The organism is Geitlerinema sp. CS-897, from assembly GCF_028368005.1.
GTDB classification, from domain to species: Bacteria; Cyanobacteriota; Cyanobacteriia; order Cyanobacteriales; family Geitlerinemataceae; genus Baaleninema; species Baaleninema simplex.
Map to the genome: position 1 here is coordinate 19,157 of NZ_JAQNCQ010000138.1, position 24,663 is coordinate 43,819.

Annotated in this window: 23 protein-coding genes, 1 tRNA gene and 1 pseudogene; 13 read left to right on the plus strand and 12 right to left on the minus strand. The window is 47.9% G+C overall.

The genetic code is table 11. The annotated features are described in order from the left end of the window. Nucleotides 1-738: 738 nt before the first annotated feature. The 5 genes from POG22_RS08605 to POG22_RS08625 form a co-directional block, all read right to left on the minus strand. Entirely contained in the window at nucleotides 739-1,926 is a 1,188-nt protein-coding gene (locus tag POG22_RS08605) for an FtsW/RodA/SpoVE family cell cycle protein (RefSeq protein ID WP_063716402.1), read from the minus strand. A gap of 12 nt (nucleotides 1,927-1,938) precedes the next feature. Continuing rightward, nucleotides 1,939-2,205 (minus strand): hypothetical protein, encoded by a 267-nt coding sequence (locus tag POG22_RS08610; protein WP_063716400.1) that lies wholly within the window; start codon nucleotides 2,203-2,205, stop codon nucleotides 1,939-1,941. 744 nt (nucleotides 2,206-2,949) lie between these two features. Further along, nucleotides 2,950-3,123: a hypothetical protein gene (locus POG22_RS08615; RefSeq protein WP_017658578.1), complete on the minus strand. Its 174-nt coding sequence runs from the start codon at nucleotides 3,121-3,123 to the stop codon at nucleotides 2,950-2,952. Between the two features lie 242 nt (nucleotides 3,124-3,365). Further along, nucleotides 3,366-4,685: a recombinase family protein gene (locus POG22_RS08620; protein WP_498904746.1), complete on the minus strand. Its 1,320-nt coding sequence runs from the start codon at nucleotides 4,683-4,685 to the stop codon at nucleotides 3,366-3,368. 60 nt (nucleotides 4,686-4,745) lie between these two features. Then, the gene (locus POG22_RS08625; RefSeq protein WP_063716396.1) at nucleotides 4,746-5,108 is read right to left on the minus strand and encodes a VOC family protein; all 363 of its coding nucleotides are present in this window, start codon (nucleotides 5,106-5,108) and stop codon (nucleotides 4,746-4,748) included. A gap of 411 nt (nucleotides 5,109-5,519) precedes the next feature. Between POG22_RS08625 and gshB the strand changes: the two genes are divergently transcribed. Continuing rightward, a complete protein-coding gene (gene gshB, locus POG22_RS08630; protein WP_498904748.1) occupies nucleotides 5,520-6,497 on the plus strand; it encodes a glutathione synthase in 978 nt (325 codons plus the stop codon). 146 nt (nucleotides 6,498-6,643) lie between these two features. After that, nucleotides 6,644-7,750 carry a Gfo/Idh/MocA family protein gene (locus POG22_RS08635; RefSeq protein WP_498904750.1) on the plus strand — a complete coding sequence of 369 codons (1,107 nt, stop codon included), beginning with the start codon at nucleotides 6,644-6,646 and terminating at the stop codon, nucleotides 7,748-7,750. 459 nt (nucleotides 7,751-8,209) lie between these two features. Here POG22_RS08635 and POG22_RS08640 read toward each other — a convergent pair whose 3' ends face one another. Together POG22_RS08640 and POG22_RS08645 are read right to left on the minus strand one after the other, a co-directional pair. Continuing rightward, nucleotides 8,210-8,644 (minus strand): DUF29 family protein, encoded by a 435-nt coding sequence (locus tag POG22_RS08640; RefSeq protein WP_498904751.1) that lies wholly within the window; start codon nucleotides 8,642-8,644, stop codon nucleotides 8,210-8,212. A gap of 108 nt (nucleotides 8,645-8,752) precedes the next feature. Further along, nucleotides 8,753-10,066 (minus strand): endonuclease/exonuclease/phosphatase family protein, encoded by a 1,314-nt coding sequence (locus POG22_RS08645; protein WP_498904753.1) that lies wholly within the window; start codon nucleotides 10,064-10,066, stop codon nucleotides 8,753-8,755. A gap of 535 nt (nucleotides 10,067-10,601) precedes the next feature. Between POG22_RS08645 and phnD the strand changes: the two genes are divergently transcribed. The 9 genes from phnD (at nucleotide 10,602) to POG22_RS08690 (ending at nucleotide 20,349) form a co-directional block, all read left to right on the plus strand. Further along, nucleotides 10,602-11,495 carry a phosphate/phosphite/phosphonate ABC transporter substrate-binding protein gene (phnD, locus tag POG22_RS08650; RefSeq protein ID WP_498904754.1) on the plus strand — a complete coding sequence of 298 codons (894 nt, stop codon included), beginning with the start codon at nucleotides 10,602-10,604 and terminating at the stop codon, nucleotides 11,493-11,495. Nucleotides 11,496-11,668: 173 nt separating this feature from the next. Further along, entirely contained in the window at nucleotides 11,669-13,540 is a 1,872-nt protein-coding gene (locus POG22_RS08655) for a sensor histidine kinase (protein WP_498904755.1), read from the plus strand. Between the two features lie 33 nt (nucleotides 13,541-13,573). Further along, nucleotides 13,574-14,302: a class I SAM-dependent methyltransferase gene (locus POG22_RS08660; RefSeq protein ID WP_498904756.1), complete on the plus strand. Its 729-nt coding sequence runs from the start codon at nucleotides 13,574-13,576 to the stop codon at nucleotides 14,300-14,302. A 660-nt stretch (nucleotides 14,303-14,962) separates the two neighbouring features. After that, on the plus strand, nucleotides 14,963-15,685 hold the full coding sequence (locus POG22_RS08665; protein ID WP_498904758.1) for a bacilysin biosynthesis protein BacA: 723 nt from the start codon (nucleotides 14,963-14,965) through the stop codon (nucleotides 15,683-15,685). Nucleotides 15,686-15,890: 205 nt separating this feature from the next. Then, complete coding sequence (locus tag POG22_RS08670) at nucleotides 15,891-16,319, plus strand: DUF2000 domain-containing protein (RefSeq protein WP_017658690.1); 429 nt, start codon at nucleotides 15,891-15,893, stop codon at nucleotides 16,317-16,319. A 28-nt stretch (nucleotides 16,320-16,347) separates the two neighbouring features. Beyond that, a complete protein-coding gene (locus POG22_RS08675; protein ID WP_498904760.1) occupies nucleotides 16,348-17,112 on the plus strand; it encodes a formylglycine-generating enzyme family protein in 765 nt (254 codons plus the stop codon). A gap of 2 nt (nucleotides 17,113-17,114) precedes the next feature. Then, nucleotides 17,115-17,750, plus strand: a complete 636-nt coding sequence (locus POG22_RS08680) for a molybdopterin-dependent oxidoreductase (protein WP_498904762.1) — start codon at nucleotides 17,115-17,117, stop codon at nucleotides 17,748-17,750. Nucleotides 17,751-18,391: 641 nt separating this feature from the next. Further along, nucleotides 18,392-19,354 (plus strand): class I SAM-dependent methyltransferase, encoded by a 963-nt coding sequence (locus tag POG22_RS08685; protein WP_082901854.1) that lies wholly within the window; start codon nucleotides 18,392-18,394, stop codon nucleotides 19,352-19,354. 173 nt (nucleotides 19,355-19,527) lie between these two features. Continuing rightward, a complete protein-coding gene (locus POG22_RS08690; protein ID WP_498904764.1) occupies nucleotides 19,528-20,349 on the plus strand; it encodes an AraC family transcriptional regulator in 822 nt (273 codons plus the stop codon). Nucleotides 20,350-20,655: 306 nt separating this feature from the next. Here POG22_RS08690 and POG22_RS08695 read toward each other — a convergent pair whose 3' ends face one another. Next, nucleotides 20,656-21,993, minus strand: coding sequence for a hypothetical protein (locus POG22_RS08695; protein ID WP_498904767.1), 1,338 nt, complete (start codon nucleotides 21,991-21,993; stop codon nucleotides 20,656-20,658). Nucleotides 21,994-22,265: 272 nt separating this feature from the next. Continuing rightward, nucleotides 22,266-23,135, minus strand: a complete 870-nt coding sequence (gene rsmI, locus POG22_RS08700; protein WP_082901855.1) for a 16S rRNA (cytidine(1402)-2'-O)-methyltransferase — start codon at nucleotides 23,133-23,135, stop codon at nucleotides 22,266-22,268. Between the two features lie 74 nt (nucleotides 23,136-23,209). On the opposite strand from rsmI, the gene POG22_RS08705 reads away from it, so the two are divergent. Further along, nucleotides 23,210-23,283: transfer RNA gene (locus POG22_RS08705), tRNA-Pro, on the plus strand. Nucleotides 23,284-23,340: 57 nt separating this feature from the next. On the opposite strand, the gene POG22_RS08710 is transcribed toward POG22_RS08705, so the two are convergent. Then, the gene (locus POG22_RS08710; protein ID WP_017658697.1) at nucleotides 23,341-23,625 is read right to left on the minus strand and encodes a YiaA/YiaB family inner membrane protein; all 285 of its coding nucleotides are present in this window, start codon (nucleotides 23,623-23,625) and stop codon (nucleotides 23,341-23,343) included. Nucleotides 23,626-24,065: 440 nt separating this feature from the next. On the opposite strand from POG22_RS08710, the gene POG22_RS08715 reads away from it, so the two are divergent. Continuing rightward, a complete protein-coding gene (locus tag POG22_RS08715) occupies nucleotides 24,066-24,257 on the plus strand; it encodes a DUF2949 domain-containing protein (RefSeq protein ID WP_017658698.1) in 192 nt (63 codons plus the stop codon). A 25-nt stretch (nucleotides 24,258-24,282) separates the two neighbouring features. Here the strand turns inward: POG22_RS08715 and POG22_RS08720 are convergent, their stop codons facing one another. Beyond that, nucleotides 24,283-24,495, minus strand: coding sequence for a PALP domain-containing protein (locus POG22_RS08720; protein WP_063719027.1), 213 nt, complete (start codon nucleotides 24,493-24,495; stop codon nucleotides 24,283-24,285). Next, nucleotides 24,435-24,663: pseudogene (locus POG22_RS08725) on the minus strand (hypothetical protein); the annotation flags it as partial. The gene POG22_RS08720 and the pseudogene POG22_RS08725, both read right to left, overlap by 61 nt.

The following is a 24,663-nucleotide window of genomic DNA, read 5'->3' on the forward strand; positions in this document are numbered from 1 at the left end:
CCGATCGTTCTCGCCCTGTCGAAACTCGGCTTGTGTTAGTAGAGACAGACGATCGAAGGGACAGCCTCCTGACGGTCGGTCGTGCGAAGGTTTTTACAACCCCCTCAACCGGATATCAAGCTGGGTTGCTCAGGTTGCCCAGTCAGCCTTGCAGTTTGTAAGGCAAAGTTCGGTCGCATTGCTCGCAGATGAAGGACGGTTTCGTACTTCAGTTACGGTGGTTTGGCACTTGCAGGCCGAGGCGATCGCCCTCGGTGTCCTGCTAAATCGTGCTGTGTTTCGCTTTCGCGCTTCTCTTTTGTGTCCCGCTTCTCACTTCTCTCCCTCCTATGACCTTCGACAATCTCTCTCTAACCATCCTCGTCCTGGCAACGGGCTACCTGTTCTTCATCCATCTTCTGTTGCGTTTCGTGCGCCGGAAAGCTGAAGAATCGAGTAGCTCGTAAGTTGTCGTCGGACGCACGCCTCGCCACTCTACGCCGTCACGAAGGGGCAAAGTCGCTTACTTCGGGCAGCGGCCGATCGTCGCTGAAAATTCCCAGGAGTTAGTCTGGGAATTTTCGCTCGAGGTTATCGTTTCGGGTGGCGTTGGTTTACCCACTGAAAGCTTGAAGCGTTTTTTTCAGTCGATACCTTTCCGCCAGCACCTCATTATATCATCTATAGGATATTCTTTAGGTTCGCCAAGCTATTTGTCGTATTTCTTCACATTCGAGATGACAGCCTGAAACGCCGTGATTAGGACTTCGATGCCGGTCTGCGGCGTTTTTGTCGTTGTTGTGACAGAGACACCACTGCAGCCGCATTGCTTTCGCGAGCGACCCGCACTAACAACCCCGCAGCAGCTAAACTCGCGATCGTCGAACTGCCTCCATAACTAAACAACGGCAGCGGTAAACCCGTCGTGGGTAGTACTCCAGTCGCCACGCCAATATTAATCAACGACTGTCCCACCAACGCCACCATGACACCGACGGCAACCAGTTGATAGACAACGTTCGGGGTTTTCAAGGCAACCCGTAACGCCAACGTCCCGTACACCAACAAAAACAACAACAGCAAAAAACTGCCGAGAAATCCAAATTCCTCAGCGTACACTGCAAAAATAAAATCGCTGTCCTGAATGGGCAAATAGGACAGCTTCTGCTGAGACATTCCAAAACCCGTTCCCCAAAAGCCCCCCGAGCCGATCGCGATCAGGCTTTGAACCAGTTGATAACCGTCGCGATCGGGCGTTGCCCAGGGGTTGAGGAACGACATGACTCGTCGTCGCTGGTATTCCTTAATACTGAGGCTGAGAATCGCTAACAGCAGCCCAGACAAAGCGGTTCCCCCTAACAAGCGATAGGGCAATCCCGCCGCCATGGCCATCAACCACAGCATCATGCCACACATGGCAGTCGTACTCAGGTTCGGTTGAAATAAAATGCTGGTGAGAACTAAGACCATCACACCCAACCAGATCGCTCGTTCTCGAAACGTCAGCCGATTCCACCGTCCGAAAACGATCGCCCCTTGAAGGATGAGAAAGGGCTTGATCAGCTCGGAGGGTTGAATGGGAACGATACCGATGGCAATCCAGCGGGTGGCACCGTTGACGGTGGTTCCCAAACCCGGAATCAGGATCGCCAGGAGCAAGCCCAACAGGGCTAACAATCCCCAGCGGGCGATCGACAGGCACAGTCGCAGGGGAGTGTGGACGATAATATTGAACCCGACGAGTCCTACCATCGCCCAGAGAATCTGACGTTTAAAATAATAGGTTCCGTCTCCGAGTTCGGCATAGGCGCTCGGATAGGAGGCAGAAAACAGAACGAGTAACCCGATGACAAGCCAGAAGAGAGTCAGCCAGCGCAGCAGGCGGGCTTCCCAACTCCACTCGGAAACGGACGGGTCATATAGCGGGACGAGATAGCGAAGGTTCACTCGAACTCGGAACTAAGCAGCACTCTCTAGCATATCTTCTCCTTTATGGGGAAGGTTAGCTTCGAGGAGCAGATTGAGTCCCGGTTGCTGTAACAGGGCTTGCCAACGCTGGGCGAAAGTCCAGAACAGACGACGCAAGCGATCGAGCATTTCGTTCAATTGGACGAGATCCCGTCGGCGATCGAGCAGATTGCTGTCCCCGAACTCGAACGCCACACCCTTAGACGCGACGACGGACAGGTTCGCCAAAGCTAGAGGTTCGATCGCCAGGGAAGACATACCTCTGTTGTCGAGATAGATTCTCGACGGTTTGGTAAACTTAAAAAGCGAAGCCTGTTTTGAAGATGTATTCGAACACAAAAGCGACGGTGGTAAAACGGCAAACAAAACCACCAGTAGACCGATTGACAGTGTAACGACACACCGCGAAACGGACAAGCGAACGGTCACAAACGTACCTCCCCAATAACAACAAACAGCAAATTCGATTCGGCGACTCGGCATTTCGACAGCACGCACGACGATACCCCACGATGCAAGTTCGACGATCGGGGGTTTGGGAACTGCGACCCGATCGCCAGCTTCGCACGCGAGCTATCTCGAGTGACGTTGTCTACACGCGCCAGTCCGACACCTCTACCGCTCGATCGCACGTCTTAACAGTGCGCGATCGGTTTCGACACAGCAAAAGTGATGGAGTCTGGAGACTTTTTTTCAGATTCAGCTTTCAGCCGATGATTTCCGACCAGATTCTCAACCTAACCAGTAGAGGGTTGAGTCCGGTTTCGATCGATGACTTTCAGATCGTCTTTGAGATCGTAAAGACTGCGTCTGGAAACGCCGTACCCGAAAGATTTACCTCTAGTTCGTAGTATAACAAAGATTTATAGGGGTGTGGGGGAAACTGGAAAAATTTTTAGATCGGTGACTCGAACGGCTGTGAAGACACGCAAAACGCTTCCCGACCTCGATTGTCAAGTTGTCAAGAGATCGGGAGGAAAGCGGTAATTGAGGAGGAAACCCTTAGGCAACTGTATCGGAAAATGCTGTGGGTTCGGAGGCTTTGGCAGCGATCGCCTGGGGTTTCAAACGCCGGAACCATCGATCGCGATCGAGCGTCACGAGACGAGGCAGCGCCAAACAAACAGCGGTATTGAATAGCGTTAACAGTAACAATCCCCACCAATTCTCAAACATATCGCTTTTCTCCGTATTTCTACTCGCCGTAGCTGCGAATAATATTCAATTATGACGGATAGTACGGAAGATGGCTAGGGTTGTTCGGTTTGGATTTCTTTTAAGTCTAATAGCTTTTTTTTATATTAAAAAAAATATGAAGCGTTTAACGCAACGAAATTTCCATAAAACTGAAGTGATTCTATCACAAAATCGAACTTTAAAACGAAGACCTCGATTCTCAGTCAAGCGATCGCCCATCGCTAAACGTTCTCGTCTTGAGGAATCGGCTGAAAGAGGAACTGTAACCGCACCTGCCACTCGTCGCCATCCCGTTGAATTTCGACTTGTCGCACGAATTCACGAAAATAAAACCGACGTTCGGATTCCGTCAGATCGAACCAAAACTGCGGAAGAGAAACCGTTTTCGCCGTTTCCCGTAAATTGACCGGTGGGATTTGAGACAGTTGTTCCTGCAATCGAGCAATTTCAGATTTAAGCGTGTAAGACCTCAGTTGGAGCGTTTCGCGATCGAGAATGCCCTCGTCGAGCAAGGGAGGTAAGGCGTCGAGAATTTGCTGCCGTTTGACGATATCCCGTTCCAAGGTACTTTTTGCCCCATCGAGATCGGGTAGGGGGAGATCGTCGGCGATCTCCGTTAAATTGCAACACACGGTTTCGATCGTTTGCTGTAATACCGCATCGTAATGCAAACTTTTGCACTTCGGCTCTCGAAGGCAGTGGGTCGGTCGCAGGTATAAATATTCTCCCGGTTTGCGGCGGCGGGTGACACAGGCGACGGTCATTGACGAGCCGCATTCACCGCAGACGACGAGTCCGGCCAGGGCGCGAGGTGCGCTGGCGGTGCGAGGGGGAAGGCGTCGGTTGCGGCGCAACAGGCGATCGATCTGGGCGGCTTCTTCTCGGGAAATAATGGGGGCGTGGGTGTTGGAGATGGTGGAACCGTTACTATAGGTGAGATCGCCGCGATAGACGGAATTGGTAAGCCAGCGGCGTCCGGTGGTGACGGAAATGCGCTTTCCGTAGCGTTGGGCGATGTAGCGTACTGCACCTCGCAGGGAACCGTAGATGAGGAATCGATCGAAAAAGTCTTTGACGACGGGAGCGGTACTGCGATCGATGACGTAGCGATCTTTGCCGCGACGGTAGCCGTAGGGAGGTTTTCCGGGGGGCGGTAGGGCTTTGACGCGGTTTCTGGCGTGGCCTTGGCGAATGCGTTGGCTGCGTTGCTGTTTTTGCAGGTTTTGCAGGAATTCCAAGACGGCGGCGCGATCGCGGCGATCGGTGGTTTCGAGAGGTACGTCTGTGGCGACGACGCGAACGCCGAGTTCGCCAAAGCGATCGAGTCGATGAAAGACCTGTTCGACGGTTTCGCCGAATTCTTCTAGGCGACGCACGAGGACGTAGGCGATTTTGTCGCTGGAACAGTCTTCGAGAAGCTGTTGGAGTTGCTGTCGTTTGCCGAAATCGCTATAGATGCGATCGACTTCCCAACCCCAGGTTTCTGGAGGTGGCGGCACTTCGTATAGGGGATCGCTGTAGCTGTAAACGACGATTTTCATTATGGGTTCACTAGATTGAATGACGATCGAACCGCGTTGAAACCGCGTTGAAACCACGTTTTAAGCTGCACTGAGTTCGACAACGTTACCGTCGGGATCTCGAGTAAAGAGGGCTTCTCGTCCCGAGGCGCTTCTTTGGACAGGATAGCCTGCAATTCTGAGTTTTTGTTCGACGGCGGGTAAATCGGTGACACCAAAAGCAACGTGGCGGTTGCGTCCCCATTTTTCGGTGTTTTCTAGATTTTCCTCGAAGCTGTCGGCGACGATGAGGTGAAGTTGGGCGTCTCCGACACCGTACCAAGTCCCTGGGAACGTCATCGGTCGATCGATCTTCGGCAAACCTAGAACTTCGCTGTAGAAGCACTCGGCGCGTTCGAGGTCGGACACGAGAACTGCTGTGTGGAAGTAGCGTGTAACCTGCATAAATAGCCTCGTTTGTCGAAATGGCGATCGATCCTCATTATATTGAGGATTTTTTGGAGAGGTGTCAGATCTGGCTGCGGTAGAGAACCGGGAGGGGGCGCGATCTCCGTCGTTCGGCAGTTTTTCAACTCCCTTCAATTGACGAAAATTTCGAGATCGATCGAGACCTCGAGACCGAGTTTCAATGGCGAAAACAAACCCTGACCGAGCTGTCGGTGTTTTTTGGGGGGAAGTTCTCGAAGGCTATTGGCGATTCTCCGTGTTTTCATCCTGGAAAGTCAGAGACGGGCGATCGAGTCCCATGACGAAGCGAGGGACGTTTGACGCTTTAATAGGAAAGACGCGAGGAATTCCATCGCGTCACAACATCCCATCTCACAAGACTCAACACAGGCTCAGAGAACGGTTGCCGTGAAATTTGCATTTATCATCGACCCCATTCAAAACCTCGACCCCGGCCACGATACCACCGTCGCGTTTATGGAAGCGGTGCAAGCTCTGGGACACGAGGTCTGGATTACCCAAGCCGAGAAACTCGGCGTCGTCGAGGGAAAAGCCTACGGTTGGCTATCTCCGGCGACGTTTAAACCCGTGGAGTTAAAGGGCGATCGCTGGGTGGCGATCGAACTGTGGTACGAAGTCGGCGAAGCCAGTTGGCAACCGCTGGAAGATATGGATGCGGTGTTGATGCGAACCGATCCGCCGGTTGACGTTCCGTATTTATACACCACTTACATTCTCGATTACGTCGATCCCACGAAAACCCTGGTGTTGAACGATCCGAAAGGGTTGCGGGCGGCCAACGAAAAGATGTATGCGTTGCAGTTTAAAGACGCGATTCCTGAAACCCTCGTCACGCGAGACAAAGCCGTTGCCCGAGGATTTGTCAACCAACGGGGTAAAGCCATCCTCAAACCCTTGGGAGGCAAAGCCGGAGAAGGGATTTTCATGTTGTCGGCCGGCGATCGCAACCTCAACTCGCTGATGGAAGTGAGTACGAACTACGGTCGCATTCCAATTATGGTGCAGCAGTTTCTTCCCGAAGCCAAGGACGGCGACAAACGGATTATTCTCCTCGACGGGGAACCCATCGGGGCGGTGAACCGGATTCCCACTGGGGAGGAATTTCGCGGCAACATGGCCGTTGGCGGACGGGTGGCGAAAGCCGAAATCAGCGATCGCGAGCGGGAAATTTGCCGCCAACTCGCCCCGACGTTGAAGCGAGACGGCTTGTATTTCGTCGGAATCGACGTTATCGGGGGGTATCTCACCGAAGTCAACGTGACGAGTCCCACGGGAATTCGAGAGATCGATCGCCTCGACAACGTGCGACTGGGGGAAACCACGATGCAGTGGGTTATCGATCGCGTAACGAGCTTACGTCGCTAGATTGCCGTACCGTCGCAGTCGTAAGATGAAGAAAACCGGGTGTCTGTCCGTGACTCACCGTTAACCGGTCGGGCGTCAGACAGAGATCCGGTTTTTGTTGGTGACATTACGCCGCCGTCACGTTAACGTTACTCACCTGGCAAGATATGAACGAACGCATCAACGTCGCTGTTATCGGTACCGGATTCGGGCGAAAAGTCCACATCCCCGGTTTTCAACTGCACCACCGCACCAAAGTTACGGCAGTTTTTAACCCAAACCTTGAGAAAGCGCAAGAGGTTGCAAAGGAATTTAATATCGCCAACGCCTGCGATTCTCTCGAACAGGTGTTAAACTCACCCGATGTCGATGCTGTCAGCATTTCCACGCCGCCATTTTTACACTACGACATGGCGAAAGCAGCGATCGACTCCGGAAAGCACGTTTTACTAGAAAAACCCACCGCGTTAAACGTCTCCGACGCCCGCAATCTCTACGAACTGGCGAACAAGAAAGGCGTCGTCACGACGATGGATTTCGAGTATCGCGTCGTTCCCACCTGGCAGCGATTGGCGGAATTACTGGCAGAAGGCTACGTCGGCAACAAACGCCTCGTCAAAATCGACTGGCTGATGTCGAGTCGGGCGAATCCCGATCGCGGTTGGAACTGGTACGCCCAGAAAGATAAAGGCGGCGGGGCGTTAGGGGCTTTAGGATCGCACACTTTCGACTATATGGCATGGCTGTTCGGGCCGGTGAAACGGATGTTCGCCCAGTTGAACACCTCCATTTGCGATCGCCCCGATCCGGCTGAGGGCGGCAAACGAAAGCCTGTCGATGCGGACGATACAGCGTTGTTAATGGTAGAGTTCGCCGACGGAACCCCCGCCCAAGTCAGTATCAGTTCCGTGGCGTATGCCGGACGGGGGCATTGGGTAGAAGTGTACGGCGATCGCGGAACCTTGGTTCTCGGAAGTGGCAACCAACAGGATTACGTTCACGGCTTCCGCTTAATGGGGTCTCAAAACGGCGAACCTTTGACGGAGTTAGAGATTCCCGATCGCTTGACGTTCCCGCGTACTTATCCCGACGGACGACTTGCACCCTTTGTGCGGATGGTGGATTTGTGGGTACGAGGAATTGACGGAGGACAGGCGATCGAGCCATCGTTCCGAGAAGGCGTTTACTCGCAGTTGTTGATGGATTTAACCCACGAATCCAGCGAAACGGGTCAATGGGTAGACGTTCCCAATTTAGAAGTCTTTTTGGGATAGGCATGGTCGCAGAAGGGGTGCATCTTAACTTTTGTAAAAATATGAGTCTGGGGTAGGTTGGACTTCGACTTCGCTCAGTCCAGGGGTTGAGCGATAGCGAACCCCAACAACAGCTCAATTCTGTGCAGGGACTCCGATCTGATAAATTTGCATTTTTGAGATGCACCCTACAGAAGGCAGAAGCCGGGTTTCTTGGAGAAGCTCGGTTTCTGAATCGAGCTTATTGCCCGATCGAGTCAGGCAAATTTTACACTACCGAGTCAAGCTGTCGAACTCATCATTCTACCGATCTGAGATAACTTCTCTGTCCAAAGCTCTTTGTAGAACTCCATTTCTTGAAAAGCGAACAGAAACTCGCTACACGAACCATCAAATGTTAAGTAAATCGCCAACTCAAAACTGTATTCTGTCTGTTGTACGGTTCCCCCAGTCATCAGCTTTTCCTCGTGACTGCTATTTTTATCCTATGCGATCGCCTGTGATGAGGGTGAGGGTGCGATCGAGCAATTCTTCCCGATTCACCAATTCAGAAAGTTCTTCGGGTTCGTAACGTCCTTCCGCCACTTCGAGAGACGCCAGATCGATCGCGTTGAGATAGGCTTCTTCGAGGACTTCCCGCAACTCCTCAGAAGACAAGTAATACCCGCCAGATTTGCGGCGTTTGTTTTCCCGTTGAATTTCGCGCACGGCGTTACGAATCGATACGTCCCAGGAACGAGCGGTTCGGTTTTCGGCTTGTTGTTTAATGAGGTGAATCAGGAGAACGACGGCATAGCTGCGAATCGTCTTGACAATGCCTTTTCTTCCCATTTCCTCTAATTCTTCAACGATTTCGAGCGATCCGGTAATGTCTCCACCTAACAGTCTTTGCTTGAGTTCGAGTAGTTCTTCCATCGCCAAACACCTCATTCCTTTGTTGAAATTTAATTTTCAGGAGGGTCGAACACCACTTGTCTGAGTTTTCCATGACAGGACTCGAGGCGAGATATGGCGAAGCGAACTTTAAAACGCGATCGACCATCCTTGTTTCGACACTTGCTGGCGAGTGTACGTCACCGAATGCACCTCGTCGTCGCGATCGTTCACCAAAATAATCGAACCACCGCGATTCGATAACTGTGCCGTACCTGCATCGAGGACAACGCGAACCGTCTCGCCACCGGGAACCGTTAAACTTGTAATGCTATGCTGGCGGCCGAGGCGATCGCGAATTCCCCAACCAGACAAATCCACCGTATCCGGCGACAAATTCAACAGCGTTACCGTTTCGTGTCCCGCTTCTTTTCCCGCAGGATTGACGTTCGCCGCCACGATTTTCACACTTCCTAACACCGCCACGCCTGGAAACTCCACCGACTCCGACGGCAGTTCGACAACTTCCTCGTCGCGATCGCTCTCGGTAAAATAAAATCGCGTCAACACGGGGAGATGGTCGCTAATTTTCGATCGCAACTGTTCCCGCAACGACTGCGATACCCCATTTTCCAGCAACAGGTTCCAGTTAATGACTTTCGATCGCTCCTGTAACGTCTCCACACCTTCGACTTGAGACGTCACCGCAATAAAATCTAACCGAGAACTGTACCCGCTAGAGAAAAAGTGACTTCCTTCGCTGTCGTGGTTCCAGTTCGCAAAACGAAGCTGTCCCGCCGCTTCCAAATTCCGCAACACTTCCCATTCCGACTGAAACGGTGAAGCGTTCCAATCTCCCGCGATAATGACATCCTCATCCACTGCTTCGTTTTGCAGCCACTCCGCCAGCAACTTCGCCGCCGCCGTCCGCTGTTCCTCGCTGCGATGTCCCCGACGAGAATCCCGCTGCGACTTCAAATGAACCCCCACCAGATGAAAGTCAAACGGCGGTTCGGGACTTCCCGGTGCAGACAAGGCTACAAACCGCGTCTGGAGGGGATAGCGGGGAAAAACGGGTTTGCGAACTCGTCCCACTTGCACCGTCGGCGAATCTTCTGCAAACAGTTCCTCGGGTTCGGTGGTGGCGCGAACCCACTCCGTATCGTACAGGAACGCCACGCGAATATCGCCGCCGCTTAAGCCGTAGATGGTTTCGTAAAATCCCGCTCCCCGTTGGGTGAGTTCGTCGGCGATTCCGTCGAGAGAGCCTTCGGCGACTTCTTGCAATACGAAGATATCGGCGTTCAGTTCCTCGAAAATCTGGCGAACGATGCGAACTCGTTCGGGGTCGAGATCATTAAAGAAGCGGACGTTCCAGGTAATAATATCGAGATATTCGTCGCTGCCTTGGTAGACGTCGGGGACGAAATCTTGTAAAGCCTGAGAAATACGATCGATCGACACGGCAACGACTCCAGCAGCGATGGTAACTTATTCGGAACTTACACGTTCACTCTAACAGAGTTTTGTAAGATAATTAAAGGGGATGCGATCGCTCAAAAATATCGATTTTTTTAAAATAAATAATATTTAAATTTTAAAATATCTTTTGAACTGCAAGGTGTATTTTCGATTGATATTAAACTATTTTAACATATTTTTAATAGCTCAGAAATTTTATGAGCAATAAATAAAATAGATTTAAAAATCAACAAAATATGGTGCTTTTTATAGTAGAGAAGCAAGTGCCAGATTCTACGATTGCTCTCTAGTAAATTTAAAAGAAGGGCCTCATCGGCCACAAAAAACGATATCCGTGAATTTGCGTAAAACAATATGTTAGAATCGCGGATGACAATTATAAACTACCTGAATTATACTTCATAATGATAAAAAACAAATTGCTATTGATTTTTGCGAAATTGTTTGCAAACATTACAAATGCAACTCATCTAACGTGACTTTATGTCACTCCAGTCCTGAGTCAGAGATAAAAAACATGAAGCGACGGAATGTTCTGTTTTATAGCCTTCTATTTCTTTCTGGATATGTAGTGGCTTGCGAAAGCTCTGGGGAACAGCAAACAACCTACAGTACCAGCAAGCCAGATATCTTAAGGTTTGCGGTCACCGATGTAACCGGACTAGAACGATTACAGCAAGAATACGGGACTTTTCAGGAAGCTCTGGTAGACGTTCTCGAGATCGAGGTCGAATTATTTCCCGTCGAGAACTTTGTCGCCGCCGCACCAGCTATGCTATCGAACCAGCTAGATCTCGCGTTTGCCGGGCCGTCAGAGTATCTCGTCCTGAACGCCAGAGCCAAAGCCGTTCCCGTCGTCGCCGTAACCCGGCCGACGTATTACTCAGTCGTTGTTGTTCGTCACGATAGCAACATTAAATCCCTCACCGATTTAAAAGGAAAAAACGTCGCCATGCGAACCCCTGGCTCAACGGCCGGACATATTTATGCATCTAAATTCCTTCTCGATGCGGGTTTAGATCCAGTGTCGGATATTACGGTTCGGATGCTGGGAGACGAGGGACTCGACGCACTCGTCAACGGTGACGTAGATGCGTGGGTGACATCGAACAACATCTATCCTCGTCTTGTCCGAGAAGCGGGTTTATCAGAACGCGACGTACCAATTCTCGTGGAAGGGGAACCCCTACCGAGTGATGTTTTTGTGGCTAATGTCAATCTCGCTCCAGAATTTCTTTCAGAAATGCGCGATCGAATGCTCGAACATCAAGATCGACTGTTAAATGCCTTGTTAGCCTCCCCCGTTAACGAAAAATACAGTGAGTCTGAGTTCGTTGCAGCAAGCGATGCAGACTACGACGAACTTCGCGAGATTTATCAAGCGATCGGTCAAGAAGCATTAATTCAATAGTTATCCATCTTCTCGATCTTTAAACTACTGTTTAAACGGAAGTACCCATAACTTTTATGCGAATTATGTGGAATATAATAAAGACTTCCAAACCTGGCGAACTATCGTCCCCGCAAATAGGTTGCAGCGATCGCATTCACTCTCGATCGCCATTGACGAGCGTTTCAATCTTGATGCAATATTTTAAATTTTGGGAAAAATCTTTACTCGATCGTCTGAGTGTCGGAAAAAAACTCAGCTACGGATATATGTTGGCAATTGGTATTGCCATTTCTGGAACGACTGTGGGATTGCTCGTGGGCAATTATTACGAATGGCAGGCGCACACACTTTTAGAATTGAGCGACGAGCAGCAATATCAAATTAAAGACCTCGAGCAAGATGTGCTGAAGGTACGATCTCATCCTCTCGAATTGCTATCAGTGCTAAAAACTCCAATCTGGTTTCGTTACGAAGTCAGCCAATTTCACAACAATATCACTGAAGTCAAATCCAATCTATCTATACTTGAAACATTTGTAAATCAAAACGATGATTTTTTGGACGACGACGCGGAAATATTAAAGGTACTTGTACGAGATTACCATCGAGAGATTGACGCTTATGTACAATGGGTTAACAGTCTCCAGCAAAACGTAGCTCCAGATAGTTTAGACCCTAAACCTTATGAGATTGCTCGGACAGAATTTGTAAAAACACTGACTGAAAAAGAAGCCACTGAGTTACGTGTTGGTTTCGAGCGACTGTCAGAACGGCTTACGCGCATCGAACAGCAGTCTCAGCGGAGTATGGAGCGAGCCAAAATACAGCACACTCGCGCCGCGAATTTTAAAACTGGAGCGATCGCTTTAAGCATGATACTTTCGGCGGCGATTTCTGCATTTCTTGCTACACGAACGAGTCGAGCGATCGCGAATCCTGTTCTCAGCGTAACGAACGTGGCAAAACAGGTTACAGAAGACGCTAACTTTACACTTCAAGCTCCCGTCACCACTCGAGACGAAATCGGTTCGTTAGCCAAATCGCTCAACCAACTCATTCAGTGGGTTGGACATTATACTGAGGAGTTAGAAGCTGCACGGGATAACTTAGAAGAACGGGTAGCCGAACGAACCCAGGAATTGCAAGACACGCTCAAAGAACTCCAACAAACGCAAATGCAACTCGTCCAAAACGAGAAAATGTCGAGTTTGGGGCAAATGGTTGCAGGTGTCGCTCACGAAATCAACAACCCCGTGAACTTTATTTATGGAAATTTAACTCACGCAGATGAGTATACTCAAGATTTATTAGAATTAATTCAACTCTATCAAAAATACTATCCCAATCCAGAATTTGAAATCCAAGATAAAATCGAGGAAATTGAGTTAGATTTTCTGACAGAGGATCTGATCGAGCTACACAGGTCAATGCGGGTTGGAGCCGAACGCATTCGAGAAATCGTCAAGTCTTTGCGCGTGTTTTCTCGTTTAGACGAATCAGAAATTAAGGAGATCGATCTTCACGAAGGAATTGATAGCACGCTAACCATCCTGTTTAACCATTTAAAGCCCAAAACCCATCGACCCGAAATTCAAATTGTCAAACAATACGGCGAACTCCCACTTCTCAAATGTTATGCCGGACAACTCAATCAAGTTTTTATGAATATTTTGAGCAATGCGATCGATGCGTTAGACGAAAAATTCGATCGCCATTATGAAAACGCTCCCAACACCGAACTACAAAACGGTGACGATCCCCCCTTAACGATTCAAATTCAAACACGCCTTATCGACAGCGATCGCATTGAAGTCCGAATCGCAGATAACGCCTTGGGAATTCCCGAATCTGTAAAAAATTACTTGTTCGATCCCTTCTTCACCACCAAACCCATTGGCAAAGGGACAGGATTGGGACTTTCGATATCCCATCAGATTGTCACCCAAAAACATCGTGGAAAACTGGAATGCCTTTCAACCGTTGGGAAAGGCACAGAATTTATCATACAAATTCCTTGCCACTTCGAGAACAAAACGGTCGATCGCACGGCCAAAACTTCTTAAAATATAAAACCGTAGTTTCAACCCAACGCGATCGTGACCCAAACCATTTACCCCGGTGAAGTCTTCACCAACACCGCCGACTTTGACAGTGGAATTCGCCAACTGCTGCCTCGCTACGACGAAATGCTCGAGGCCGTAACGACCTGCGTTCCCAGCAATTGCCAAACCGTACTCGATCTCGGTTGCGGCACCGGAGAACTGAGCCTCAAAATCCTCCAACACTGTCCCAAGGCGCAAGTTCTCGCCGTGGATTACTCGCCGCGAATGGTGGAATTTGCCCGCGCCAAAGTCACCGGTGCCGGATACGGCGATCGCTGGCACGCCATCTACGGAGATTTCGGCGATCTCGCCACGCCAACCCAGGACAAACACACCATTCAAAGCACCCAAGCCTGTGTTTCGTCTCTGGCGATTCACCACCTCAGCGACGAGATGAAACTGACGCTGTTTCAGTGGATTGCGTCGATTCTCGAACCCGGTGGCTGTTTCTGGAACGTCGATCCCGTGTTACCGGAGACGCCGCAACTGGCAGAAGTCTACAAAACTGTTCGCGAAAAGTGGGCCGCACAACAAGGAACGACGCTCGAAGCAGTACGAGCAAAAATCGGTATCAGCCAGCCTCAAGGCCATTCAGGACAAGATCGCCTGGCCACCCTCGAGGCACACTTGGAGATGTTGAAAAGTGCCGGATTCGATGCGATCGCCGTTCCCTGGAAATATTACGGGTTCGCCATCTTTGGCGGCTATGTCGGGAGAGGATGAGGTGACGAGATAGGGAAAGGGGGAGATACTGTTACCTGTCCTCACTGCTCGCGGTGAAAAGATGCGAGTATTACCATGAAAAGTAATGCTGCTTTTGCGTTCAAATCCCTGTCATCTTAGGTTTTTGGCACATTACGATCGTTAGAACGCAGCATTACCCCGATTTTTTCTGTTTTTTTCACCCTCACACGCCTACATACCGATCGAGGTACTCGTGCGATCGAGAGAGCAAGATCGTACAAGTTGTTTCACCTGATGGATGTTATCGTCATATTGGCGATCGAGAGTCCAAATAATTTTTTTTGAAAACGCTCGATTTCTCGTTCGTCGAACTCCTATGAGAGATGACTGAAACCCATATTAGAGTCTCTTGGACTTATGTTAAAGAAATAGGGAGATTACGATAGCTACTCCACAGCAATCGACTTGTATTCCTCGCACCACTGGGCTTCTGTCACACATAACCAAAATTTATCATCGCAAGCCATACCCAAATAAACCATCCGCAGCACGTAAACTTGAAAACTCTTGACAACAGTGTTTCAAGCGATCGGGTGCGATCTTGGGTTGGAATCGTGCAGCCAAGTTTTAAGGAACCTTCAGAGTGTCCAGTTCGGCAAAGCCTGGAAAATTAGTCCTACAACCATTTGGGATAGAGCTATGTTTAGGCAGAAAAGGTTTTCCATAACGCTGACAAATCAAACACAAACAAATTCGATCTCTACTCAGATTAATAACAGCACATCGAAGTTAATTGAGTATTTTGACAGGTCGAAGAAAATTGTCGAGCGTCTTGAAAATTCAAGCAACATTCATATAGCCACATTAGGACCTAAAGGAACTAGCAGTGAGGCCGCAGCGTGTTATTTGTTAAAAACTTTGAAAAAAACACCGACGAGCTACTTGCTGTTTTCTTCGTATGAAGAGGCTTGTGATAATCTTTCAATCGGGCCGTCAAACCTGTTGCTGGTCGCGAATGCTTATAAGGCGATCGATAAGATTTACATGAACGCAAATCTCAAACTTTTACTGAGTTTCATGTGGGAAACGCCATTATATGGATTGGCTAAGAAAAAAGAGAGTCAACTTGTAGACGATCGCCCTTTGAAAATTGCAACTCATCATGCTCCATCCAGTTTGATTCCCTGGTTCAGTGATAAGGTCGTCAAAAGTTACAAAATCGTTGAAGTTAATTCGACCAGTGAAGCAGCAATCCAAGTAATAAAAGGAGAATCGGATTTGTGTTTGACTAATATGAATGCCGTCGATCGATATGGTCTAGAATTTATGTCCAGACTGCGACCGATTTGTATGCTTTGGTCGGTGTTTGCTCTCAGAAAAAACCAAGAAGACAACTTTTTGTGCGATTTAGATTTAATCTGATAAACTCAAATATTGCAAATTTATATATAATAAATTTGTGATTTTAAAAGATTGTGGAGTGCGATCGAAATTATTTTAACCTTCTTTCTTGACAATCTTGTCTTGTTTGAGTTAACGTTCGATCGAGCCTCAAAAACTGTTGAGTTTCAACTTCATTTCGATATTTGGCTTGTTTTTTAAAAAATAAAACATGGAGATCGAAAATATGAAAATAGAACCATCTAAAACCAAATGTGTGACTATTGTAGATGCCGATCTACCTACGGGATTGATTGCAAATACAGCCGCCGTTTTGTCTCTAACCTTAGGAGCTAAAATAGAAGGCATTATTGGCTCAGATCTCTACGATATGTCAGGTCGTATTCACGTTGGTATAACAACCGTTCCCATTCCTATTTTGAAAGCCGATCGAGAGCAAATCAAAGAAATCAGAAATAAGCTTTATGAAGAAGATTTTCTCGATTTTTTTGTAGTGGACTTTTCTGACGTCGCTCAAAGTACAAAAAACTACGAAGACTATAGCCAAAAGATATCGCAACATCCCACTGAAGAATTACGCTACTTGGGGATTGCAGTATTAGGAAACAAAAAGAAAGTCAGTAAACTGACTGGAAATATGCCTCTTTTAAGATGACAGCTCGAAAAGCAAGTGTACTTAACTCATGAATAAATTACATCAAACGATCGTCATCGAATCTGGCACGTTTCTGAGAGGCAGCGATGACTCGCCAGAAGAGCAACCCAAAAAAAATGTAACGCTAGACTCTTTTGCGATCGATATTACACCTGTAACGAATCGACAATTTCGCACCTTTATCGAAAAAGGAGGTTATCAAAATTCAAAATACTGGACTTCTAAAGGATGGGAATATATTCAAAAAAATAAAATCAGTATGCCTAACTACTGGTTGGATAGCAACTGGAATCAAGATGATTTTCCGGTAACGGGTGTAAGTTGGTGGGAGGCTCTAGCCTATGCAAAATTCGTCGAAAAAACCTTACCGACAGAAGCTCAATGGGAATATGTTTGTAAAGGAAAACAGGGTTATGTTTATCCTTGGGGTAACGAACTTCCAACCTTAGAATATGCTAATTTTGCCATAGATTGCGATCCAGAAGAACTCGATCGAAAAGCGACATCAGTGTACGCTCATCCCAAAAATAAATCGGATTTTGGATGTTTGGATTTAGTTGGTAATTTAGCTGAATGGTGTCTTGACAATGCGTCAATAAATTATGACTGGGATTTGACAGGACACAATCCAATTTTTTGGACTAAAGAAGAAGAAGACCACATCGTTAAAGGAGGATGTGGATTACACAATGAAGAATTTTTGAGATGTGCTAGTCGTGATTACTATCCAGCATCTCTCAGAGATAACCTCGTCGGCTTTCGATGTGTAATTAATGAAATTACCAAGTTTTAACTATGAGCAGTCTAATTCCAACAAAAAATTTACATCGCAAACCTTCTTCCTTACGATACTATCAAGATGGCCCCCCAACGTCGATCGATTTAAAAACTTGGAGATTACAGATAACGGGTCTCGTTCAAAAACCAGTGGCGCTTTCTTATACGGATATCTTAAAGTTGCCTCAAGTTGAAGAAAATCGTCGTATGGTTTGTGTTTGTAATTGGAGTATTCGGAGAACTTGGCAAGGGGTTCTTTTGTCTGAAGTCATCGAAATTGCTGGTGTATTAGAGCCAGAAAAACTTTTTTTAAAACAAACGAGTATAGGAACACCGGAAAAGGGAGTTTACGAAGCTACAATTCCTTTAGAAAGTGCAATAAATAGGCGAGCGATGTTAATTCACTCAGTTGATGGTCAAGTTCTACCGATAGAACAAGGGTATCCATTAAGACTATTGGATTTTGGATTGTATGGATATAAAAATGTCAAAGGGTTATCTAAATTAGAAGTGACTACAGAATATGAGTTGGGAGAATGGGAGCGTAAAGCAGGTTACAACATTAATGGAATTATTAAACCGAAGAAATATTGGATAGTCGATCTAGCCAAATGGCATTTTACACCTCAAGAAGGTGAAATAAAAGAATTTTGACTGGGTGCATCTCAAATTCATAGGAGACAAGCTTCCGTACTCGATAGTGCTACGCATCGATCGACGCTTTTCAAGCGGCTGTTGGTTTCCACTCCGTTCCACCCGTGGACGGCAGCGTTGCCGAAGTCCAGCCTACCCAGAGCTTTGTGTTTTTTTCATCCATTGAGATGCACTCTTTTAACTTAACCTAATTTGTAATTGTAATTTCAGATCGTGATTTACTTCAAGGTTTTGAGTGTTTTGTTTATTGCTTTTTTGATAAAATTAATAAACAAACCAAAAGTCACCAATAAACAAAACTGTTTAAAATTATTTTGTTTGTTTTTTGTGTTGATAGTTTAAAAAAGTTGTGTTAATTTAAATCTAAAATCAGAACACAGCGATCGGAGGTTAATCAATAAATATGAAATCTTTTTAATTTCGTCCTCAAAAGGAATTAATGTTCCTATCGATGATTTGGGTCTTCTGGGTTTGTGATGAGAACTGTATCCTAGACTACATAAAATTCAAGCTGCAATCGCTGAAACCCTTGGTATCACGTTATCTCGACACAAAAAATCACCGTATATCCCGAAGACCCGATGATTTTTTACTCTTTTGTTTGTAGAAATTAAAACAACTAGCAATTTAGGAGCTTTTGTATGTACGGTATACATCCAACCCCCACTCAAACCTCTCTCGATTTCGGACAAGCTTTTCGGAACTTGCTAAGTCTACCTCCTCACGAGCAGTTTGAGGCAGCAGCTAAGCTACGTTCGATTTTTAATATTCCTGCCCAAAAAGAGGAGTGGAATACTCAGTTTAACGGAGATTCTTTATTTGCTGCTTGGACGCGTTGTACGTTAATGCACCAACTTTACACCAGCAATGCTCTTATTTTGAGAAATTGGTTGCAAAGCCGTCGTCAGTGGCGAGTCATAGACATTGGGGGAGGAGATGGAAGACTTTGGTCTTACGTGCTGAACTTAGAAGATGAAGGAGAATTAGTGGTCGTAGATCCTGCTTCGGAAGTTCACGAGCAGGTTCGTCAGAAACTGCCACCTGGCGTTTCCCTAGTTTCAATTCAAGCGCCAGTCGAAACCGTAGAGCTTGGAGAAGCAGATGCAGTCGTATGCAGTTTGATTCTTCACCATGTAGCTGGTATGGATGCTAACGAACGCAGAAATCATGGTCTTGAAGGGTCTGGCAAACTCGAGATCCTTCAAGAGATCGCAAAGGCACTCAAGCCTCGACAAGGATTGGGAATTCTTAACGAAGCTGATTTTTACTCGGATTTGGGTCTACCTTCTGGACATCCCCTTTTAGTCAATAATTTAATAGAAGCTTACGTGCGGCGTGTTGGATTTTCTCTTCTCTTAGATGCTGAGGCAATTCAAGACGATGGTGATGGAATGGCCGAACGTTGGTACAGCATTATTAATCAGTGGTGCCTAGGACAACTAGATAAGGCTTATTCTCCTGTCGCTGAAAGATATGACTACTTTTTGGATCTTCCTCGGTGGTTGGCATCCATCGATCGAGCAGGACTTAAAACGATCGATCGCAAATGCACTGATAATTTTGGTATTTTTTATCAATACATTCTCAAAAGTAAAGAATATTGATTCACTGATATTAAAATAAATCAGTGAGTCAAAAAGAAACTATAGCAATCCTAGATGCGTCGTGAAAAGATCGAGATGCCTAAACCCTTGTCATCGCTAGATCGAGAATCCACAAGTGATTTAGGATTGCTATGTTGTTGTTCTAGGTTGAATTGACTGGAGTTTATTGTTTTATGCCGAATCAACAAGCCGTTGTAAATTTCTGGAATTGCGAAACCCTCGGAACTGTAGAACTTTTAAAAGCGTCCTATAAGTCTCGCCGGTTCCCTCCACATCTACATGAAGAATTTTGTATTGGGATTATGGAGCGAGGAAAAGCTGACCTAAACTATCGAGGAACTTATTATCCTGTATCTGAAGGTTCCATCATTATATTACACTGTGGAGAAGTTCACTCAAATGAGAATGTTGAGGGTGCTTACAAAATGTTATATCTCAAAGCAAATTCAGTCGAACGTATTATATCAGAGCTAGTCGATCGAGAACGAGGAATTCCATTTATTGAAAGACCGATTTTTAATGATGTAAAGCTTTACCAACTTATTCAGCAGCTCCATAAAAGCCTAGATTGCGGAAGTATCAAAACTCAGCAAGAAATATTAATTCGTAATACTTTCTCTTTTTTGTTTTCAAAATATGCCGATCCTCACGTAATTCATTCATCCTTTGGTCTCGAACACAAAGCGGTCAAGCAAGTTAAAGAGTATATCAACTCTTTTTATTTTTGGAATATTTCTTTAGATGAAGTTTCCAAGTTGACTCACTTGAGTCCTTTTTATTTATCTCGTGTTTTTAGGAAAGAACTAGGTTTATCGATTCACGCTTATCTCATTCAAGTTCGCATTCATCGTGCGAAAAATCTTCTCTCGGCAGGATGTTCGGCTTCCGATGTGGCGGCTCAAACTGGATTTGTAGATAACAGCCATTTAACTCGACATTTTAAACGGTTGGTTGGGGTAACGCCAAGGCAGTATATTCAAGAAAAAAATACTTAACTTAAAGGGAGTGCCTCAGTGTTAGAAAACTGAAGTACTCCCGGTCGTTCTGCACTCTAATAATACTGACCAGTTACAATCCTTTCGTGGCAAAGATTCACAAACCAAAGGGGTGCATCTCAAAAATGTAAATTCATCGGATACAAGCTGATCTACTCGAACCATCGGCTGTTGGGTTCCACTACGTTCCACCCGTGGACGGCAGCGTTGCCGAAGTCCAACCTACCCAGATCTTCGTATTTTTACATCCATTGAGATGCACCCGACCAAAGTAGTATTAACTCCTCATTACTCCCCTCGGTCGATCTAAGATCCCGATTCCAAACGTTTACGCCATTCTTCGTCAATTTTATCGGACTGCTCGAACTCCTGTTGTAGCAAATCTTTTTCTGTCGTGTACGCCAAATCTTCCTGAGATACTGCGGTTTCTGCGGCGAATTGACGGGCGTAATCTAACTTGGGTTGAAGTTGAGGTTTCGCGCGATCGAACGCTAAAGCTCGAGCTTTGCGATCTTCGTTGCGATCGCCGATGCGGCTGTTGCGCCACTGTATCCAAAAATAGCGAATTAAAGGAACTGCTAAAAACGCCGTACCGTAGGCTAACAAAATGCCGTAAATCGAGGCGACAAACGCCACGAGTCCGCCGAGTTCGGCCACCAAGGCTCGATCTTGCAATAACGACCCCAACATTAACGCGCCGATGATATTGAGGGCGCCGAGTCCCGTCGAGAGCAAGATTTGACCCGAACTGGCGCGGCTGAACTGCCAGGGACGCTCTTGTAAGTACGGTTCGACAGACTGAGGCGATCGCTGTTTCGCCGTGACTTGGAGTTCGGGGAAGCGATACACCAATTGTCCCTCGGGACTGACTTCCGGGTAGCCGTCGAACTTCGCCAACACTGGCAGCATATAGTCTTCCGTTTCGCGATCGAACTGACTGCCCAAATCGTCGAGATAAGGAGCGATCTGTTCGGCGACGACGACACCTCGATGGTTGCGAACGACCGTCGCGATGTCTTGCCAGCGACGTTCTTCTAAATCTGCGTTGGGATTTCCATCGCCGAAAAGGAACGAAAACACCGCTTCGAGAAAGTTGAGATCGGAGTCTTTCTCGGAGCGTTTCGAGGGTTTCGTGCGTTGCATCGTCCGTTGAGAACGATACGCTGCCGGATCGTAAAACCAGAACCAATCCCAAATCCAAAATCGCGGTACGAACAGCCAACCGCCGCCACCCCCCCCGCGATCGCTACTTCCGCCACCGCCACCGTCACCGTCGCGACTCGAACTGGCGGCAAAGGCGAGAACGGCGATCGTCACGAAAATCAGCACGATCGACAAAATCAGCAGAGTTCCGAAAGAAATGCGAATCAGATAAAACAACACGCGCCAGATTTTTTCCCACCAGGCTTGAAGGCGCAGGCGAAAAAATTTGTTGCGGAGTACGGCGCGGAGGTTTTTCGGAAATTGATAGACGATATCTCCGGTTTCAGCGACCTGTAGGTGTCCCCCCACGTCCGAGGCGAGGGCGAGGAGTCCCTGTTGCGCGAAGTTAACCTCGAGTCCGGCTTGGCTGGCTACGTCGCCAACGGTGGCGCGGTAGTTCAGTTGCTCGACAGCATCGATAATTTGGGGATTGGGAGCCATAACGCAGTAGTGAGGGGGAGCGTGAAACCTCTTACCGATCGTTATAGCAAATTCCCGAGGCGGCGCGACGGTGATGGAGGTTCGGGTTTTGGGAAAGGGATCGGGGAAGCCCCGCACACTACCCGTTAGGGATTCTGCTGTGAACTCAGCGACTCGCCGAACGTCCGAACGGTAGCTGTGGGGACGGTTGCCTCGCCCTAAGATATTGGACTTTGGGGATCTCGATTAATTCACGATCGATCGCGTATTTTTTCAATGTCGTCTAATCCAGTTCACTCCTCGATCGCCAACGCTAACTGATAAAGCTGACGGCGAGACAACTGAGACGATCGCGCCAACTCTCGACTGGCTTGGGAACGCGACAACCCCGACGCCATTAACTGCTGTAACTCGGCTTTCAACGCCTCTTCCGATAACACCATCCCTTCTGCACTCGCCCCCGCCACGACGATCGTATATTCCCCTTTCGGTTCTCGTTCCCGATAGAGATCGATCGCCTCGGCTAACGTTCCCCGCCAAATCTCCTCGAACCGCTTCGTCAACTCTCGCCCCAAGGCGATCGCCCTGGAATTCCCCAACCCCGACGCCAAATCCTCCAACGTTTCCCGCAATCGATGGGGGGCTTCGTAAAAAATCAGGGTTCGGATTTCTCCCGACAACTGTTCTAAGCGTTCTCGGCGTTCCTTCCCTTTCGTCGGTAAAAACCCCTCAAAGGTAAAGCGATCGCACTCAATACCGGAAACGCTTACCGCCGTAATGCTGGCACTCACCCCCGGAATCGGCACCACGGGAACCCCCGCTTCCGCACAGGCTTTCACTAACTCGTATCCGGGATCGGAAATTCCCGGCATTCCCGCATCCGTCACCAGCGCGATCGCCTCTCCCCGGTGCAGGCGATCGAGGAGTTCTGGAATTCGCTGCGAGCGATTGTGGTGATGGTAAGCAATCTGAGGCGTCGCAATCTGGAAATGTTGCAACAACTTCCCCGTATGGCGCGTATCCTCAGCGGCGATGACGTCGGCAGCGTTCAGCGTCGCCACCGCACGAAATGTCATATCGTCCAGATTTCCGATGGGGGTTCCGACAACGTATAGCGTTCCCGGTTGAAGGGGGTTTGACTCGATCGATGGCAGGGATTTCAAAAAAGATTTCCAAAAAGCTGTCTTCCGTTTCGATCTTGTGATATCTTGTTTGTGTTAGAATAGTCAACCCAAGTCGGGATGTAGCGCAGCTTGGTAGCGCACTTCGTTCGGGACGAAGGGGCCGCTGGTTCGAATCCAGTCATCCCGATTGAAAGAGGGCGGTGTAACGACCGCCCTTTTACCACATCTTCCTAATCGCCATCGGCTAAGACAGCGGATTGTGTTCGCTGAGAAGCTTCTCAATACGAGCTTCGTCGAGTCGGGACGTGATTCGCTTCGATTCGTGTAGATCGCGAGTCACTTTCGCGACGTTCAGTGTCGAACCGACGGAAAACAGCAGTCCCATCCCTAAAAAGGCTTTCTGCCAGCTATCGACCGGAAGATAGAAAATTCCGATCGACGTTACAGAAATGGATAGGACAAACGACATCCAGGTTTGGAAGATCCAGCCGCTACTGTGCAGTTTTGGGGTGTTTTCCATGTCTTTCATGGGAATCTTACCGCTATGGGGATATATTTTCCCTCAGCCTATCCGCAACCGATCTATTCCTTGCGGAATATGCGGACAGTTTACGAAGTGGTTCTCAAACTTCTCAGTGGTGTTACTTACACCATTTGAAAGATTGACAATCCTTTATCTAAAGTAAAAAAAAACTGGTGATTTCTGTAACGAATCGTGTCGAGAATTATCGTTGAGATTGCAAAAACTTAACGATGAAATCGAATCAAAAACTTAGCCGTCTCCGACAGTCCATAAGCTATACAGTGCGGGGATCGCGCGATATCGAGCCGTTTCAGGAAACGAAGCCTTTGACGAGCGATCGCTCGCTCGGGAGATCGAGATCACACTCTAAAGGTTATGTCGATCGCAGATTGGAGATAAAATTTATCGCATAGTGTTAGTGTTGCACGACGGGTCGGAATAAAACAATGAAATTTAACAAACTCGCGAAACTAATCCGCTTTTTACAAGACGATTTATCAGTTCCCACCACGGCGATCGATTTAGCCTTACGTCGCGGCGAAAACTCCCCCAATACCTTCTCAATGGTGTTGTGGCAGTACGGCTTGATTACGATCGACCAACTCGATCGCATCTTCGATTGGCTCGAAACCGCCTAAACTGAGTCTCCACGGAATTTTCAAACTATTTCCCTGCGAGACTTAGAAGGTGAGGAAGTTGAGACAACGCCACGTTTCCCCCAGTCACGATCGCGCCGACACGAGTGTTCGGCCTGACGATCGCGCCTTCGAGTAACGCCGCCGCCGCCAACGCCCCCGTCGGTTCGACAACAAGCTTCATTCGTTCCCACAGAAAAAACATCGATCTCGCGATCGCCCCTTCCGAGACGGCCGCCATTTCTGAAACTTGACATCCTCTCCCAGCAACCCTAATGGGTATGCAGGGAGATTCCTTGGGTCGCCCCAAAGATTTCCTGCTTCACAGCCCGCCAGCTAGACTGAGTGACCTCAGCCCCCGCCGCTTTGACTCCACAGGCATTTTCAATTCCCCGTTGCCCACGGGTAC

Bases quoted from the DNA above. Each gene is read 5' to 3' on its own strand.
- POG22_RS08610 (WP_063716400.1), bottom strand. From the start codon at position 2,205: ATGTCTTCCCTGGCGATCGAACCTCTAGCTTTGGCGAACCTGTCCGTC.
- POG22_RS08615 (WP_017658578.1), bottom strand. From the start codon at position 3,123: ATGTTTGAGAATTGGTGGGGATTGTTACTGTTAACGCTATTCAATACC.
- POG22_RS08620 (WP_498904746.1), bottom strand. From the start codon at position 4,685: ATGAAAATCGTCGTTTACAGCTACAGCGATCCCCTATACGAAGTGCCG.
- POG22_RS08625 (WP_063716396.1), bottom strand. From the start codon at position 5,108: ATGCAGGTTACACGCTACTTCCACACAGCAGTTCTCGTGTCCGACCTC.
- POG22_RS08635 (WP_498904750.1), top strand. From the start codon at position 6,644: ATGAACGAACGCATCAACGTCGCTGTTATCGGTACCGGATTCGGGCGA.
- POG22_RS08640 (WP_498904751.1), bottom strand. From the start codon at position 8,644: ATGGAAGAACTACTCGAACTCAAGCAAAGACTGTTAGGTGGAGACATT.
- phnD (WP_498904754.1), top strand. From the start codon at position 10,602: ATGAAGCGACGGAATGTTCTGTTTTATAGCCTTCTATTTCTTTCTGGA.
- POG22_RS08655 (WP_498904755.1), top strand. From the start codon at position 11,669: ATGCAATATTTTAAATTTTGGGAAAAATCTTTACTCGATCGTCTGAGT.
- POG22_RS08665 (WP_498904758.1), top strand. From the start codon at position 14,963: ATGTTTAGGCAGAAAAGGTTTTCCATAACGCTGACAAATCAAACACAA.
- POG22_RS08670 (WP_017658690.1), top strand. From the start codon at position 15,891: ATGAAAATAGAACCATCTAAAACCAAATGTGTGACTATTGTAGATGCC.
- POG22_RS08675 (WP_498904760.1), top strand. From the start codon at position 16,348: ATGAATAAATTACATCAAACGATCGTCATCGAATCTGGCACGTTTCTG.
- POG22_RS08680 (WP_498904762.1), top strand. From the start codon at position 17,115: ATGAGCAGTCTAATTCCAACAAAAAATTTACATCGCAAACCTTCTTCC.
- POG22_RS08685 (WP_082901854.1), top strand. From the start codon at position 18,392: ATGTACGGTATACATCCAACCCCCACTCAAACCTCTCTCGATTTCGGA.
- POG22_RS08690 (WP_498904764.1), top strand. From the start codon at position 19,528: ATGCCGAATCAACAAGCCGTTGTAAATTTCTGGAATTGCGAAACCCTC.
- POG22_RS08695 (WP_498904767.1), bottom strand. From the start codon at position 21,993: ATGGCTCCCAATCCCCAAATTATCGATGCTGTCGAGCAACTGAACTAC.
- POG22_RS08710 (WP_017658697.1), bottom strand. From the start codon at position 23,625: ATGAAAGACATGGAAAACACCCCAAAACTGCACAGTAGCGGCTGGATC.
- POG22_RS08715 (WP_017658698.1), top strand. From the start codon at position 24,066: ATGAAATTTAACAAACTCGCGAAACTAATCCGCTTTTTACAAGACGAT.
- POG22_RS08720 (WP_063719027.1), bottom strand. From the start codon at position 24,495: ATGGCGGCCGTCTCGGAAGGGGCGATCGCGAGATCGATGTTTTTTCTG.